This is a genomic window from Desulfocucumis palustris (assembly GCF_002933875.1).
Lineage (GTDB): Bacteria > Bacillota > Desulfotomaculia > Desulfotomaculales > Desulfocucumaceae > Desulfocucumis > Desulfocucumis palustris.
On record NZ_BFAV01000121.1, the window covers coordinates 43,652 to 59,208 of the forward strand.

The window sequence follows — 15,557 nt, forward strand, 5'->3', positions numbered from 1 at the left end:
ATTGGAGGCCATAGCACAAAATTATATTACATTAACCGGGTTTACAATCGGGCTGCCGGATGATTGAAGTATTAGTTCAGATCTATATTAAGTTGCGCTTTTAGAGTCGTCAACAAGTCCGTGTTTGTACGAATATATAATTACCTGGGCCCTGTTGTTCAGCCCAAGTTTTCGTAAGATGCTGCTGACGTGAGTTTTTACTGTGGGCTCGCTAATAAAAAGCTTGGTTGCTATTTCACGGTTGGAATTATTTTTCACCATTAGTTGAAGTATCTCCATTTCCCGTTTCGTCAGCATTTCATTCTTTTCATTTAAACAGCCTTTATAGTCCTCAATTTTCACAACCCTTTCCGTCACGGCGGTTGAAACCACTTTTTTATAGCAGGACGGCAGGCAAAACAACCCCGCCCGGCAGGCCAGCTCAACCGCTTTTACCAGGCACCCCCGGATTATACCCTTGGGCACAAAGCCGTCCACTCCCTGGCCCATTATCTCTGAAATGCTTATTTTCTGTTCATTCTCCACCAGGGCCAACACCATGCTGCAAGGGCATTCGTCCTTTATGCTCTTTATTTTCCGGCTGAATTCCGTTATGTCTTCGGATATGTCCAACAGCACCACATCGGGCTGAATCTGGATGGATTTTTCGATGCCTTCCTCCTGGGAGTAGCTGCCGGCCACGTCAAAAATATCCTCCGAACTGAAAATTGCCGTCAAACCGCGCCTGGATGATGCATCGTCACTGACTATAAGCAGCCGAATTCTATCCATGGTATTAGGCCCCTTTCATACTACTAGATTATAAATAATAAGGCTACGAAAATAGTACGATATGGTCCTATCTTCGGTAGCCGGTACATCATACTGGAGGTTATCTCCTTTGATCCTGGCTTTGCTCTCCCGAAACTTCAGATCGCCTTTTCGGTATAGGAACAAAATATAGAGTATTAATACTATGCTAACTCATTCTTTTTTACCTTTTCAAAATCCTTTATCGAAATGCCTGTTAAAATAGGGTTTTTTGTTATGCAGTTTTCTCCTTGCCGGTTATAAAACGATTCCATTCCTGCTATTTATACTAAATTATACATCAATATACTAAATAAGAACATATATGTTCTCTTTAAAAATACCCTATAAGCGTCGAAAAAGTAATCTTTGTCGAAAATATTAATTTTTCTTTAGGTTTAATGCCCGTGATAAAAATCAAATATAGAAAGCCCATCTGTTGAAGGATAGGCTTGTTAATAACATCTTAATTAGCAATTAATATTAGTTGATTAAAGTCTCACCATCTTAGCCAGGCAATCCCTGCAGTATCTCAGCGATTTCTCCGGCTCCCAATAGGATATGGCCTTGGAGGCGATGAGTTTCGCCGAGTGCGCGTTTATCCGCCGGATCAGCCCGCGGGTAGCCGGTATTATTTCAGGTGGCGCTATTATTTCTTCATAACCCATGCCCAGCAGTAATGGTATCGCCGCCGGCTCGCTAACCATGGGGGATGATATGCCTGCCCGCTTTTGCCTGCGGCAGGCCCTCTCCGCCAATTCCTGCAAATAGGAAAGGTGGGCCGGATCAAAATAATATAGCAGGTCATCACCGGAACGGCTTTCACTGCCGGCGGCAAAAAGGCAGTTTATGGTGTTGTCTCCGGAGATGAAGAAACGGGACTCGAAACAAAATATCTCCATGGCCGCCAGCACCGCGGGTATATCCGCCATGACTCCTATCTCCCCGGGCCGGCGGAAGGGAGTATTACCCTCCTCCAGTTCAGCCTGGGCTTCCCCCAGCAGTTCCTTTACCTTAATAATTTCCGACACCTGGCTTACCCCGGGCAGCACCAGGCTGAAATTGCCATGATTACTGGCTCTCAGCAAAGCCCTGAGTTGACTTTTTAAAAGATCGGGGTCAGTCTGCCGGTGGCCGCGCCAATTGGTAATAACTGCCGTCACGGGCCTGTCCCCCATTATTTTGCTTATTTCCCTGTATATCCGGTACTGTTCTTCCCCGTCCGGCTGCTCCTGCCCGGAAAAACCTCTCAAATCCAGAAGTCCGATGGCCTCCGCGCCGCTTTCCGCAGCCCCGGCCAGTTGTTCTCCGGTTTGCACTTTTGCCGTAATCCTTATAATTTTACCGTCGGCGGTAATTGTGGCAGCGTTTTCAGTCATATTTTTTCACCCTGGACAATTATATCACTTCTCAGACTTTCCAGCATTTCCAGAGATACACCCATTCCCGTTCCCAGTACCGCCAGCAGGCCCAGGTATATCAGTCCCAGCCTCAGCCTGAAGGATGAGTCCAGGGTATAGTACTGTATGGCCTCGGGATTACGCCTGTTTTTGAATACTTTGTAGCCCTCAAAAAGCCCCAGTATTAATACCAGAAAAATTACCGGATTGCCTATTTTAAAGGCCAGCACCCCCAGTATCACCGCGCCGGGAATCCAGAGCCAGAGGGATATGGCGGTGGCTATCCTGCCGCCGTCCAGAAAACCCAGGGGAACCAGGTTGAACAGGTTTAAAAAACAGCCCGTGTAGCCCAGGGCCAGCCAGTACGGTTCCTTCAGGGCGTCATAGATAACGAAACAGGCCAGGGAGGCCAGCCCGCCCAGCAGGGGTCCGCCCAGTCCTATAATAGCCTCCTGCCTTGCATTTTTTGGCATTTCCTTCATGCTGATGAATGCCCCCACGAAGGGAATGAATATGGGCCTGGATACCGGGAGCCCGGTCCTCCTGGCCGCCATAAGATGGCCGTTTTCATGTATCAACAACAGTATCACGAAACCCAGGGCGAACTTCCAGCCGAAAAAAGCGGAGTACACAATCACCGTAATGAACATTGACACGAAGGTGGCGCCGAACTTGCTGAATTTCAAAAGCACCAGCAAAGGCTTTAAAACCTTGCCCACGAAAGCCAGTAAAACCAGCAGCGGGGCGATAAATTTCAGTATACCTTTTTTTTGCCCGCCGCCGCCCTTTGAGTAATTGTCATAGGTGTTGTCATTCTGAATTGTAGAGTCTTTATTGTCGTCAGACATGTTTTCCCTGTGGTCCAATCAACCTCACCCCGGACAGTGTCATGCTTTAGTACTTTCTACTATTATATTAGGTTTTAATTCTAATACACCGGATTATTTTAAAAATATAATCCCGGAATTAACATTATCCGGGATTTATCATAAACTTTTTTCGCTCAATATTTATTTACCTGGTTACGGCCCGGGTATTTCCCTACAAAATTCCCTCCAGCATCCTGCCGCAGCCCAGTATGCCATCAATATCAACGCCTGTTTCCATCCCCATTCTGTGCAGCATGTACACCAGGTCCTCCGTGGCTATGTTTCCCGCGGCGCCGGGAATAAAAGGGCATCCCCCCAGGCCCCCCGCCGAACTTTCCAGCACCGTTACCCCGGCCTGTATTCCCGTCACCGCATTGGCCAGTCCCAGCCCCCTGGCGTCGTGAAAGTGCAGCGCCCAGGCCACCCCGGGATAACCGGCCGAAAGTTTCCTTACCAGTTCGTATACCTGCCTGGGGTCGGCCATGCCGGCTGTATCCGCCAGGGTAATCTCCCCCATCCCGGCTGCCAGCATGCCTTCAACCACCTTTTTCACCTGATATTCAGGAATTTCTCCCTGGTAGGGGCAGCCGAAGGCGGTGGCCACCGCCCCCCTGAGCCTGATTCCGGCGGAGGCCGCCATGGCGCCGATATCCTTTAATACTTCCAGGGAACGTTCCACAGGCAGGTTTAAATTAGCCCGGTTGTGAGTCTCACTGGCGGACACCACCGCCACCACCTCCCGGACCCCGGAGCCTGCGGCCCTTTCCATTCCCTTCAGATTTCCCGCCAGGGCGCTTAAGGTCACATTCCCGGGCAAATCCCCAAGGGCGGCCAGAACCTCATAGGCATCCGACATTTGGGGCACCGCCCGGGGGCTGACAAAGGAAACGGCCTCAATGGCGACTACTCCGGCCGCCGCCAGGGCTCTGATCATTTGAACCTTTTTCTCCGTGGGCACAAACTCTCTGATATTTTGCAGCCCGTCCCTGGGGCCGACCTCCCGGACGGTAATCTTTCCAGGCCAATGCAATCCCAAGCCCCCTCAAATATTTCAAAGTTGTGAACTCACCCCTCCCTTCGCTTCGCTCAGGAGGTGGCGCCCGTGAACATAAGCAAAGTTACGGAGTTTACTGTTTAAAAGCCATCCCTAAGACCGGTGGGAAACGAGAGGTGAGACGCGGGAAACCGGAAGTGGGAATACAGGTGGAATTCGCTTTGCGAATTATTTAAAACAATCACTTCCGGACTCTCATTTCACACTTCCTTGGTAGGGGCAAAAGTCTTAGAACCTGACGGCTAAAAGCCGGTTGGCCCCTTGGGTATCCTGCCGGTCCCGATGCATTCGCTTCTCAGCCGGCGCCCGCAGATTTTCTCCATCATCCTGCCAATTTCCAGCACCCGGTCCACATTCACACCGGTGTCGATACCCATTTCGTCCAGCATCACCACCAGGTCCTCTGTGCATACCAGCCCCACTATATTGGGGTCCTGGTAGTAATACGCCCCGGTGCCCGAAACCGGATAGCCGTCGATGAAATTGGTGGGCTGGCCGCCGGTGCCGCCCAGGGTGCACTCGAAATGGGTAATTCCCGCCTGCAGGGCGGCCAGCACGTTGGCCAGCCCCCAGCCCCGGGTGACGTGAAAATGGGCAATGTGCAAATCCGGATTGGGCAGGGCGTCCAGCACCATGGAGAAGTACCGGTAAACCTTGTCCGGCGGGGCGGAGCCGTCGTGGTCCGCATGCTCTATATCGTCCGCGCCCAGTTCAAGGTAGTGTTTGGTAAACTCCACCGCCTTTTTCAGCTCAGTGGGGCCTTCAATGGGACAGCCCCAGATGGTGCTTACGGTGCCGTTTACCTTTATGCCGTGGTCGTGCGCCTTTTTTATGCTGTCTTCGGTCATGGCCCAGTAGCCCTTGTGGTCCAGCCCGGAGTTTTTATACATGTGGGACGGGGAAGTTGAAACCATTTGCAGTATGCGGTCCGGGCCGATGCCCTGCTTTTTCAGCTCTATGGCCCTGTCCACCGCTTTTTCCCTTATGGTGACGGCGGTCAGCTCCACTTCGGGCAGCAATTCCTTCACACGCCTGCTGCTCCTGACGGCTTTGAGGAGCTGGTCCGCATCGGCGAACTGGGGCATGCCTTTGGGGTTCCCCAGGTTGGTCACCTCCAGGCGCCGGAATCCGGCCAGTATCAGTTCCTCCAGCAGCCACAGTTTGGCAGGGGTGGGAATAAATTTCTCCTCGTGCTGGAAGCCATCCCTGACGGTAATTTCACCCAGCGTCACCTTTTCAGGATATTTCAATTGAAACACTTCTCATCCCTCCTGCTATAATCCTTTATACACAGGCTTTCTTTTTTCGTTAAAGGCTCTTAAGCCCTCATCCCTGTCCTCTGTGGTCAGGCAGACTATATGGCATTCCGCCTCCAGTTCCAGGGCGGTGTGAAGCTCCAGCTCCACACCCAGGTTTATGGCCTTTTTGGCCTGTCTCAGGGCGATGGGACCGTTTTTGCCGATCTCGTTCATTATTTCCATGGTCCTGGCCATGAGGTTATCCCCGGGGACCACGTAATTGGCCAGTCCCAGCTCATACGCTTCCCGCGCGGTTATCCTGCGCCCGGTGAAAATCAACTCCTTGGCCCGGTTGCGGCCGATTACCCGGGGCAGCAGTTGGGTCCCTCCTCCGCCGGGAGTCACCGCCAGGCCCACCTCGGGCAGCCCGAACACGGCGTTTTCCGAGGCTATGATAAAATCGCAGCAAAGGGCGAATTCGGTGCCGCCCCCCAGAGCGAAGCCGTTAACCGCGGCCACCAGGGGCTTGGGAAATTCCGCCGCCGCGGTAAATGCCTTCACAAAGAGGGCTCTTTGTGTTCTCATCTCTTCCCTGGACATGTTTTTTCTTTCCTTTAAATCAGCCCCCACGCAGAAGGATTTATCCCCCTCCCCGGTGAGCGCCGCCGCGAAAACACCGTTGTCCAGCTCCAGTTCCAGCAGTGCCCGGGGCAGTTCCAGGGCCATCCTGGTGTTGAGGGCGTTCAGGGCGTCCGGGCGGTTGAAGGAAAGAACTGCTATGTTTCCGGCCCTGGTTATTTTTAAGGTTTCATAGGACATGCCAGACCCCGCCTTTCATTAAATATTTACACCGGATAAACAGGGTGCTTGCGCTCCGCGAACTTTTGCTCCTTGGATTCATACAGGGCGAAGCGGGCCACCAGTTCATCCCTCAGTTTTCCGGCTGTTACCACATGGTCCACCACCAGTTCCGAGGCCAGCCTGTAAATGTCTATATCCTTTTTGTATTCCTCTCTCTTCTGCTGAATGAAGGCCGGCCTTTCCTCCGGCGGCAGGGCCATTATCTTGTTTTCGTAAACCGCGTTAACCGCGGCCTCGGGTCCCATCACAGCTATCATGGCGGTGGGCAGGGCCATGCAGCAGTCGGGCTCGAAGGCTGGGCCGCACATGGCGTACAGCCCGGCGCCGTAGGCCTTTCTCACCACCACGGAAATTTTGGGCACCGTGGCCTGCACCATGGCGGAAAGCATTTTAGCCCCGTGCCGGATAATTCCCTGGCGCTCAACGTGGGATCCCACCATGAAGCCTGGAACGTCCATCAAAAACAGCAGGGGTATGTTGAAAGCGTCGCAAAGCTGCATGAATCTGGCGGCTTTATCGGCGGAGTCCACGAAAAGCACCCCTCCCTTTTCCTTCGGCTGGTTGGCCACTATACCCACCGCCCTGCCGCCTATTCTGGCCAGCCCGGTAATGAGTTCCGGGGCGAACAGCTTCTTTATTTCAAACCAGCTTCCCTGGTCAATCAGCCGGTTTATGAATTCATACATGTCAAAGGGGACATTTTCCCGGACAGGCACGATTTCTTCAATATCCCTGCCCGGGGCCGGCGGCCTGGCCTCCACCAGGCTTACTTTTTCCCGGTAATTCAGAGGCATGTAGCTCAGATAGCCGCGGCAGGCCTGGATGGCCTCCTGCTCCGTTTCCGCCAGCAGGTCGCCGCACCCGCTGACGGAGCAGTGCATCCTGGCCCCGCCCATTTCCTCCAGGGTTACCTTTTCGAATATAACCATTTCCGCCATGCGGGGGGAGCCCAGATACATGCTGGCATTGCCGTTTACCATGAAAACCACGTCGCAGAAAGCCGGGATATAGGCTCCCCCGGCGGCTGAAGGACCGAAGAGCAGACAAATCTGGGGAATCATTCCCGACATTTTAACCTCGTTGTAAAAAATCCTTCCGGCGCCCCGCCTCCCGGGAAACATCTCTATCTGGTCCGTTATCCTGGCCCCGGCGGAGTCCACCAGGTAAAGCATGGGCACTTTCAGATCAATGGCGGTTTCCTGTATGCGCACTATTTTCTCCACCGTGCGCCAACCCCAGGAACCCGCCTTTACAGTGGAGTCGTTGGCCATTATGCAGACGGTGCGGCCTTGAATCCTGCCAACCCCGCAAACTACCCCGTCTGCGGGAAGGTCCCCCGCCAGGTTGTTGGCCCAAAAGCCGTCCTCCACCCAGCACTCCGGGTCCAGCAGCAGTTCCAGCCTCTCCCGGACAAAGAGCTTGCCCTTTTTGGCATTGCTTTGGTGATACTTTTGGGCCCCTCCGCTTAATACGGCCCGTTCTCTTTCCTTTAGTCCGGCATCCAGGCGGCGCAGGCTTAAATCTTCCATTTACCAACTCTCCTTCGCAATATAATTAAGTGTTAATCCGGGTTTACATCCGCCGTGACGTAAAAAATTGTAAACAATAATTCTGTAAAGCGGTAATTTCCGTGCCCTGGGAGCGGATTGCTTTTATTTTCTCCGCCGTTAATTCCTGGCTGAATTATAAATAGAGCAAGAACAGTGCCAGAATATTCTGTTAGTTTTCATGGTTGTCAGGGGCTGCCCCCCGGGAAAAATGTCCCCCGTATTTACATTTTTACGCCGCCTGTATATTCATTTGTTTACTACCTTTAAACGCAACCGGTCCATTAGCCGTCAAAATCACTGTTTTAAAGCATGGCATACGTATTGCAAAGATAATTGGTAAAATATTTTGAATTAACAAATAAAAGGAGGGCCTTTAATGGGAGCTTTGCTGTGGAAACCGTCAGAGGAGCAAATAAAAGAAGCCAACATGACCCGTTATATAAATTTTGTTAATGAAAAATACGGACTGTCATTGTCGGAATACAGCCGGCTTTATCACTGGTCCATTGAAAATATACCGGATTTCTGGGCGTCGGTCTGGGATTATTGCGATGTTATTTTCTCCGCCCCCTACCGGCAGGTGGTAAACAGCCCGGACAATATGCTGGAAGCCAGGTGGTTTGCCGGGGCAAGGCTGAATTTTGCCCAGAACCTTTTGCGCCACAGGGACAGCCATACCGCACTGGTTTTTAGGAACGAGTCCGGGGACGCGGTGAGGATTACCCACGCCGGCCTGTACAACCAGGTGGCCCGGGCCGCAAAGACCCTGAGGGATATGGGGGTCAAAGCCGGGGACAGGGTGGCGGGCTTTATGCCCAACATGATAGAAACAGTGGTGGCCATGCTGGCCGCCGCCAGCATAGGGGCCATCTGGTCCTCCTGCTCGCCGGATTTCGGCACCAAGGGGGTACTGGACCGCTTCGGTCAAATCGGCCCCCGGGTGCTTTTCACCACGGACGGCTATTACTACGGAGGCAAAAAACACGATTCCATAGGCAGAATAGCCGGCTTTTTAAAGGACATTCCCTCCATTGCAAAGGTGGTGGTGGTGCCTTACGCGGAAAGCAACCCGGATATAGGCTCTCTGCCCGGCGCAGTTTATTACAATGATTTCCTGGCGCCGGAGGAAGGGCTGGAAATAGAATTTGAGCAACTGCCCTTCAACCACCCGCTGTATATCATGTACTCCTCAGGCACCACCGGCGTTCCCAAATGTATAGTGCACGGCGCCGGGGGGACCCTGCTCCAGCACCTGAAAGAACTCATTCTGCACACGGATTTAAAAAGAAACGACACCATATTTTATTTCACCACCTGCGGCTGGATGATGTGGAACTGGCTGGTCAGCTCGCTGGCGGTGGGAGCCGCGGCGGTCCTTTATGACGGCTCGCCCTTTTACCCGGACCCCGGCGCCCTTTTCAAGATGGCTGCTGAAGAGGGCGTCACCGTATTTGGAACCAGCGCCAAATACCTGGCGGCGGTGGAAAAGGCGGATGTCTCCCCGGGCCGGGACCACCACCTTGGAAAACTCCGGGCGGTGCTTTCCACCGGCTCGCCTCTGCCGGTGGAAAGCTTTGAGTACGTCTACCGGGAGATTAAACAGGACCTGTGCCTGTCCTCCATTTCCGGCGGCACGGATATTATATCCTGTTTCGCCCTGGGCAACCCCACCGGTCCGGTGTACGCCGGGGAGTTGCAGTGCCGGGGCCTGGGCATGAAGGTGGAGGCCTTCGATGAAACAGGCAGCCCTGTGCTGGAGAAAAAGGGCGAACTGGTCTGCACCGCACCCTTCCCCTCCATGCCCGTCGGCTTCTGGGACGACCCGGACAATAAAAAGTACCGGAGCGCGTATTTTGAGGTTTACCCCAACGTCTGGAGACATGGAGACTACATTGAAATAACCCCCGGAGGAGGAGTAATTATTTACGGCCGCTCCGACGCCACCCTCAATCCCGGCGGGGTGAGGATAGGCACCGCGGAAATATACCGCCAGGTGGAAACCCTCCCGGAGATCCTGGACAGCCTGGTGGTGGGCCAGGACTGGGACAACGACGTCAGGGTAATCCTCTTCGTCAAGCTGGCCGAGGGGGTTGAACTGGATGACGGACTGACCGGCAGCATAAAAAAGGCCATCCGGGAAAACACCACCCCCCGTCACGTGCCGGCAAAAATAATCCGTATAAAGGACATACCCTACACCATCAACGGCAAGAAAGTGGAACTGGCGGTGAGAAACATCATTCACAATCTTCCGGTGAAAAACCAGGACGCACTGGCCAACCCGGAGGCGCTGGAATTCTATAGAAACCTGCCGGAGCTGCAAAATTAATAAAGAAATCATTAAAGCCGGAAGATATGGTTTATATTTTCCGGCTTTTTGTTTGCATTATTATAGATTATTTAACAAAGGAATTCTTTTATTATCTCATTTGTGTTATTTTCATCCGGCAGCCAATATGATATGCCATTGATCATTTTGCATGTGCCCGGGATAGTATAATAAGTAACGTTTCCATTGGGAATATCCGATAAAGATGCTGCCAGCCCGATTAATTGTTTAATATTGAGATCCGTTTGAATATTATTCTTATGTTTAAGAATAATATTCAAAGTTTCAATAATCTTCCCGGAATCACGCTGCTGCGTATAAAGCGCACTTATAAATTTTTGCTGTCTCTTAATGCGATCAATATCCCCTCCGGCAGAGTAACGCCACCTGATATAGTAAAATGCCTGCTTGCCATTTAATACCTGTAGCCCTTTTTTGAGATTGGCTCCATGATTTTTCATATCAATTTCAACATCAAGTTTCACACCACCAATCTCATCAACAATACTGGGAATTGGTTCCATATTCATTGTAAAATAATAGTCGATAATTTGCTTGTCAAAAAAATGGCTGACGGCATTAAGGCTAGCCTGAACTCCATTGCCATTAACGCTGCCAAAAGCAAATGCATGATTGATTTTGTCCATTTTATTGGCGATAGGAACATAGGTATAGGTATCTCTGGGAATATTCAATACTTTTATCTTCTTACTATCCAGATAGATTCTGGCAATAGCAATGGTATCGGACCGGTAAACACCCAACCAGCTTTCCCGTTCATCAGTCTTGTCGATACCAAGGAAAAGAATATTAATAACATTGGTTGTGGCTCCAATATCATTTTTGTAATCATGTTCTCTTTCTGCTGATGAATTATCGCTCTGTGATGATTGACTCTCCTCATGCTGGGCAAGCAACACCTTTTGAGGATTCATCGAGTCATAAATATAACTACCGAAAAAAACAGCAACTTCCCAAAGACAAACTCCTAAAATGATTAATATCCATTTTTTTATATTATTCTTCATTTTTTCACCTTTATTCAAAGTATTAATTCGTCATAACTCATTTTAATATAATACATCTCTTCCATCATCAATGGAAAGGCGTTAATTTTTCAATTCTTAATAAATCATCCTTTGGTATGATAGAGGGGAAGCCGTAAGGCATGGTTTAAGCTTTCCGGCTTTTTTTATAAAAAGGAATATCCGGGGTAAAAATAGAAATATCTACAAAAATAAATGAGTCCTTGTGATTATGATTGTTGATACAGTGGCAAAAACCATAACTATATATGATTACGGAGGTTAAAAAATTATGAAATCGCCGGTTACCTTCTACTGCCACCCCAAATGAACCACCTGCGCCAAAGCCAGGTCCTGGCTAAAGGAAAACAACATAACCTTTGATGAAATCGATCTCACCAAGACGGCACCGGACACCCTGGAACTGGACGCCATATTGACCCGGAGCGGGCTGGAGGCCAAAAAGCTGCTGAACACCAGCGGCAGGGAATACAGGGCGATGGGCAAAGAAACCTTTGCCGCCATGAGCAAGGATGAACTGCTGGCGGCCCTGGCCGCCAACGGGATGCTGCTCAAAAGGCCGGTGCTCACCGACGGGGAAAGGGCGCTGGTAGGATTCAAGGAAGAAGCCTACAGAAATTTTTTTAAACTGTGATAAGAATGGGCTGACTGCCGGCCTTCATTAAAGCGGTAATTATTTTTTGAATATGCTTTCTTTTAAAATGCCGGAAGGATTTTTCAAACCTTTGTCGAAAAAATGGCAGGTTAAAATTTATAATTTTTATATGGGAGGTTATTTTATGCCAATCTTTGAGTATAAATGCGGGGACTGCGGCAAGGTATTTGAAAATCTCGAACTGCCGGGCAGCGAAAAAAAAGAGCCCCTCTGCCCTGCCTGTGACGGCGCCAATGTGGCCAGGCTGATTTCCGCCCCTTTTCTGCCCAGCGCCGTGGGCAAGCCCGCCAACGATGATTTGCACACTCACACCCCCTGTTGCGGCAGCAGCAGCGAAAGCCAGGGCTGCACCCCGGGCTCGTGTTGCGGAGCCAACAAGGAGAATTAACATCCGCGCTAAAAAGCGGGAGCTGCATTAAGCGGCTCCCGCTTTTATCTTTGTTAAGGGAATTATGCTCCTGGTAAATCTGTGGACAACTTTTCGGAGTCGCCCGAAGGGCGATTTCTGTTCTTAACCATTTGCCGTGGAGAGGCAAATACTTCTATGATTAACTGTTGTGACGGATTGACAAAATAATTTCAGTTAAAAAATTATAATGCCTGGAGGTGATCCGGATGAAGAAAAAAGACCCCCTGGATAATAAAACAATATCCGAATTGGTTAAGTGTCCCGGCGATAAGAAATGTGACGAGAATGCCGGAATATGGGCGCTCAGGCACCAGACCGATTTGCAAACCTGAAGTCATAAGGGGACAGGCTTGATACAAGCCTGTCCCCTCTTTACAACATAACCCGCCCAATTTCGCCCCCGGCGTTTAGGGCTATACTCTGATTGAAGCCAGCAACTGCCCCGGAGAACATATAAAAAAGGTAAATTAATAATTTCACAGCACCGGAAGGCAAACCATGCCAACCACACCCGGTCCTATGTGGGTGCCCACCACCGGGCCCAGTCTGCTTTCAAAAGCTTCAACGCAATTAAGTCCTTTTAAAACCTTTTCCTTGAACTGGGCCATGCCCTCCCAGTCCTCGCCGTGCACCATGAAGCACTGCACTTCGCGCTGGCCGAATTTATCCTGCATTATCCTGACTATGCGGTCAAAGGATTTGGCCTTACCCCTGACCTTTTCGTGGGGGAAAACGTAACCGTCTTTAATGGTCAGTATGGGTTTGACGTTCAACAGGGTTCCCAGAAAAGCCTGGGCCTTGCCTATCCTGCCGCCCCGCTGAAGATACTCCAGGGTATCCACGGCAAAGAAAACCTGGTGCTCCTCCTGCATTAAACGGATCAGTTTGATTATTTCCTCTTTGCTTTTGCCTTCGGCAGCAGCCCTGGCGGCGTTTATAACCATTATCCCCAGCGGCACGCTGGTAACGGCGGAATCAATAACCTCCAGCTCGGGATAATTCAGCATGGTTTTGGCCAACTGGGCGGACTGCACCGTGCCGCTCATTTTAGAGGAAATGTGCAGGGAAATAATGGCGCTGCCTTCCTCCGCCAGAGGTTTGTAAACCTCAACAAACTCCGCCGGGGTGGGCTGTGAGGTGGTGGATATTTCTTTTCCGTCGACCTGGCGCCTGAAAAACTGGTCCGGGGTTATTTCCACCCCGTCCAGAAATACCTCCTGGCCGAAAAAAACCTTGAGGGGAACCATGGTTATGCCGTACCTGTTGTAAGTGTCCCGGTCAAGGTCGGCGGTACTGTCGGTAACAATCCTGACCTTTTGCAAGCTTTCCCTCCTCGTTGGGGGCATTCCTTCGTGAATTTGTTGATATGCTATGATGGCTGGATAACCGTAGAAGGTGTGTCCCCTTTCATACGTTGGGGACATTCCTTCGTGAATTTGTTGCTAAGCTATGATTGCTGGATAACCGTAGAAGGTGTGTCCCCTGACCTATTTACTCCGCTGAAATAATCAGCTGATAATGCGGCTGCCCGCCGTAATGATATTCAAAGTCCACACCGGGAAACCTTTCACCAAGCCTGTCCGATAGCTCATCCACTGCTTTGCCGTTCATATCGGCGCCGTGATAAAGAGTCACCAGCCCTGTGCCGGAATTAATCATACGGCCCAGCAGCTCTTCCACCACCGCGTCAAAATCGCCGCCCCCGGCAGTCAATTCATCTCCCAGAAGTCCTATATAGTCGCCTGCCGATACCGGCTTGCCGCCAATAGCAGTGTCCCTCACCGCCCTGGTTACCTCGCCGTATTGTATCTCCGCCGCGTTTTCCATCATTTTTTCCGCTATTTCATCTATATCTCCGAATGGATTGAAACCCATCATGGCCGCCAGCCCCTGGGGCATGCTGACGGTGGGAACCACCCTGACTTCCTTCTCCGACATTTCGGCCGACTGCCGGGCGGTTAAAATAACATTTTTATTATTGGGAAGCACCAGCACTTTCTGCGCCGGCACATTTCTCACCGCTTCCAGCAGATCCTCAGCGCTGGGGTTCATGGTCTGCCCTCCGGGCACCACCACATCCACGCCCAGGCTTTCCATAATACTGATTATGCCTTCCCCCAGCCCCACGGCCACCACCCCCAGGGGCCGCTCCTGGGCGGGCCTCTGTTTCATCTCCTGGTGCTGCTCCTCCATGTTGTTGATGTGCACCGAGTGCAGCACACCGTATTTCAGGCAGCATTCCAGCACCAGCCCGGGATGGTTGGAGTGAATATGAACTTTGGCGGTTTCTCCGCCCCCCACCACCATGAGGCAGTCCCCGTAGGGAGATAGCTCCTCCTTCATGCGCTCCAGGGGCAGGCCGCCGCCCCTGACCACCAACTCGGTGCAATAGGAGTACTGGATGATGGTGGAGAAATCAGTCTGCCGGCCCACAAATTCCTTCTGCTGGCTTGCGGCCAGGTCGAAAAGCTTTAGCTCCTGCCGGGCCGCGGCCATTTTCAGGGCATACAGTATTCCTTCCATCATTACCACCATGCCCCTGCCGCCGGCGTCCACCACCCCCGCCTGTTTCAAAACCGGGAGCATTTCCGGGGTCTCGGCCAGGGCCTGCTGGGCTGTTTTGTACGAGTGCAGGGTAGCCCGGAGCAGATCGTAATTCTTTCGGGAGCTGTCTTCATAGGCCTCGGCTATACGCCTGGTCACGGTCAGCATGGTGCCCTCCACCGGGCTGGTGACCGCCCGGTAGGCGGCGTCGGAGCCGGCCCGGTAGGCGGCGGCCACGTCACTGACGGATACCTCTTCCCTGCCCTCCAATACCGAGGCAATGCCCTGCAGAATTTGTGAAAGTATTACCCCGGAGTTGCCCCGGGCACCCAGCAGGGCTCCCTCCGCCACCGCCGAAGCCACTTCCCCGACGGTCCTCCCGGGATTTTCCCGGGCCTTTTTAACCCCCGCCAGGAGGGTGAGATACATATTTGTGCCGGTATCCCCGTCCGGCACCGGAAATACATTCAGAGCATCTATTTCGGCCCGGTGTTCCGCCAGCAAATTGGAGCTTCCCACCAGCATTACCAAAAACTCGCCGCCGTTAAAGTGTTCAAATCGCATCCAGCTGCCTCCTAGCTGCCCGTAATCAAATATTCGACATATATTCGCCATATTTTAAGGCAAAACCTTTTCCAGCAGGCAAAAAATAAGGGTCAGGCCTTACTTTGTGAAATTAGAATTTCACAAAGTAAGGCCTGACCCCACTAAACTCACTGCTAGGAGAGTGTTGAAAAACACATTGAAAAAACAATAAACATGTTGCTAAACTACCGCCCGAGGCCGTTCAAAAAGCTCCAGATGCAAGGCGCG

At 51.5% G+C, this 15,557-nt stretch carries 13 protein-coding genes and 1 pseudogene; 4 read left to right on the forward strand and 10 right to left on the reverse strand.

Annotation, left to right across the window (positions count from 1 at the left end):
- Positions 1 to 87: 87 nt before the first annotated feature.
- The 7 genes from DCCM_RS09615 to DCCM_RS09645 all read right to left on the reverse strand — a co-directional run bounded on the left by DCCM_RS09615 (position 88) and on the right by DCCM_RS09645 (position 7,740).
- Positions 88 to 771, reverse strand: a complete 684-nt coding sequence (locus DCCM_RS09615) for a response regulator transcription factor (RefSeq protein ID WP_104372180.1) — start codon at positions 769 to 771, stop codon at positions 88 to 90.
- Positions 772 to 1,280: 509 nt separating this feature from the next.
- Complete coding sequence (locus tag DCCM_RS09620; protein WP_104372181.1) at positions 1,281 to 2,168, reverse strand: putative PEP-binding protein; 888 nt, start codon at positions 2,166 to 2,168, stop codon at positions 1,281 to 1,283.
- Positions 2,165 to 3,055: a site-2 protease family protein gene (locus DCCM_RS09625; RefSeq protein WP_104372182.1), complete on the reverse strand. Its 891-nt coding sequence runs from the start codon at positions 3,053 to 3,055 to the stop codon at positions 2,165 to 2,167. Before DCCM_RS09625 ends, DCCM_RS09620 begins: the two co-directional genes overlap by 4 nt.
- 175 nt (positions 3,056 to 3,230) lie before the next feature.
- A complete protein-coding gene (locus DCCM_RS09630) occupies positions 3,231 to 4,088 on the reverse strand; it encodes a hydroxymethylglutaryl-CoA lyase (RefSeq protein ID WP_165792095.1) in 858 nt (285 codons plus the stop codon).
- 266 nt (positions 4,089 to 4,354) lie between these two features.
- Complete coding sequence (locus tag DCCM_RS09635) at positions 4,355 to 5,371, reverse strand: hydroxymethylglutaryl-CoA lyase-like TIM-barrel protein (protein WP_104372184.1); 1,017 nt, start codon at positions 5,369 to 5,371, stop codon at positions 4,355 to 4,357.
- Between the two features lie 15 nt (positions 5,372 to 5,386).
- Positions 5,387 to 6,169 (reverse strand): enoyl-CoA hydratase-related protein, encoded by a 783-nt coding sequence (locus tag DCCM_RS09640; protein WP_104372185.1) that lies wholly within the window; start codon positions 6,167 to 6,169, stop codon positions 5,387 to 5,389.
- 26 nt (positions 6,170 to 6,195) lie between these two features.
- Positions 6,196 to 7,740 carry an acyl-CoA carboxylase subunit beta gene (locus DCCM_RS09645; RefSeq protein ID WP_104372186.1) on the reverse strand — a complete coding sequence of 515 codons (1,545 nt, stop codon included), beginning with the start codon at positions 7,738 to 7,740 and terminating at the stop codon, positions 6,196 to 6,198.
- A gap of 397 nt (positions 7,741 to 8,137) precedes the next feature.
- Here DCCM_RS09645 and DCCM_RS09650 point away from each other — a divergent pair, with 397 nt between their 5' ends.
- Positions 8,138 to 10,090 carry an acetoacetate--CoA ligase gene (locus DCCM_RS09650; protein ID WP_104372187.1) on the forward strand — a complete coding sequence of 651 codons (1,953 nt, stop codon included), beginning with the start codon at positions 8,138 to 8,140 and terminating at the stop codon, positions 10,088 to 10,090.
- Between the two features lie 71 nt (positions 10,091 to 10,161).
- On the opposite strand, the gene DCCM_RS09655 is transcribed toward DCCM_RS09650, so the two are convergent.
- On the reverse strand, positions 10,162 to 11,118 hold the full coding sequence (locus DCCM_RS09655) for an LCP family protein (protein ID WP_104372188.1): 957 nt from the start codon (positions 11,116 to 11,118) through the stop codon (positions 10,162 to 10,164).
- 340 nt (positions 11,119 to 11,458) lie between these two features.
- On the opposite strand from DCCM_RS09655, the pseudogene DCCM_RS09660 reads away from it, so the two are divergent.
- The 3 genes and pseudogenes from DCCM_RS09660 to DCCM_RS19475 all read left to right on the forward strand — a co-directional run.
- Positions 11,459 to 11,770: pseudogene (locus DCCM_RS09660) on the forward strand (Spx/MgsR family RNA polymerase-binding regulatory protein); the annotation flags it as partial.
- 145 nt (positions 11,771 to 11,915) lie between these two features.
- Positions 11,916 to 12,179, forward strand: coding sequence for an FmdB family zinc ribbon protein (locus DCCM_RS09665; RefSeq protein ID WP_104372195.1), 264 nt, complete (start codon positions 11,916 to 11,918; stop codon positions 12,177 to 12,179).
- A 227-nt stretch (positions 12,180 to 12,406) separates the two neighbouring features.
- Positions 12,407 to 12,532 carry a hypothetical protein gene (locus DCCM_RS19475; RefSeq protein ID WP_269433748.1) on the forward strand — a complete coding sequence of 42 codons (126 nt, stop codon included), beginning with the start codon at positions 12,407 to 12,409 and terminating at the stop codon, positions 12,530 to 12,532.
- Positions 12,533 to 12,676: 144 nt separating this feature from the next.
- On the opposite strand, the gene fakB is transcribed toward DCCM_RS19475, so the two are convergent.
- Both fakB and fakA read right to left on the reverse strand, forming a co-directional pair.
- Positions 12,677 to 13,522 carry a DegV family protein gene (gene fakB / locus DCCM_RS09670; protein ID WP_104372190.1) on the reverse strand — a complete coding sequence of 282 codons (846 nt, stop codon included), beginning with the start codon at positions 13,520 to 13,522 and terminating at the stop codon, positions 12,677 to 12,679.
- A 169-nt stretch (positions 13,523 to 13,691) separates the two neighbouring features.
- On the reverse strand, positions 13,692 to 15,308 hold the full coding sequence (gene fakA / locus DCCM_RS09675) for a DAK2 domain-containing protein (protein WP_104372191.1): 1,617 nt from the start codon (positions 15,306 to 15,308) through the stop codon (positions 13,692 to 13,694).
- Positions 15,309 to 15,557: the final 249 nt, after the last annotated feature.

Bases quoted from the DNA above. Each gene is read 5' to 3' on its own strand.
- DCCM_RS09615 (WP_104372180.1), bottom strand. From the start codon at position 771: ATGGATAGAATTCGGCTGCTTATAGTCAGTGACGATGCATCATCCAGG.
- DCCM_RS09620 (WP_104372181.1), bottom strand. From the start codon at position 2,168: ATGACTGAAAACGCTGCCACAATTACCGCCGACGGTAAAATTATAAGG.
- DCCM_RS09640 (WP_104372185.1), bottom strand. From the start codon at position 6,169: ATGTCCTATGAAACCTTAAAAATAACCAGGGCCGGAAACATAGCAGTT.
- DCCM_RS09645 (WP_104372186.1), bottom strand. From the start codon at position 7,740: ATGGAAGATTTAAGCCTGCGCCGCCTGGATGCCGGACTAAAGGAAAGA.
- DCCM_RS09650 (WP_104372187.1), top strand. From the start codon at position 8,138: ATGGGAGCTTTGCTGTGGAAACCGTCAGAGGAGCAAATAAAAGAAGCC.
- DCCM_RS09655 (WP_104372188.1), bottom strand. From the start codon at position 11,118: ATGAAGAATAATATAAAAAAATGGATATTAATCATTTTAGGAGTTTGT.
- DCCM_RS09665 (WP_104372195.1), top strand. From the start codon at position 11,916: ATGCCAATCTTTGAGTATAAATGCGGGGACTGCGGCAAGGTATTTGAA.
- DCCM_RS19475 (WP_269433748.1), top strand. From the start codon at position 12,407: ATGAAGAAAAAAGACCCCCTGGATAATAAAACAATATCCGAATTGGTT.
- fakA (WP_104372191.1), bottom strand. From the start codon at position 15,308: ATGCGATTTGAACACTTTAACGGCGGCGAGTTTTTGGTAATGCTGGTG.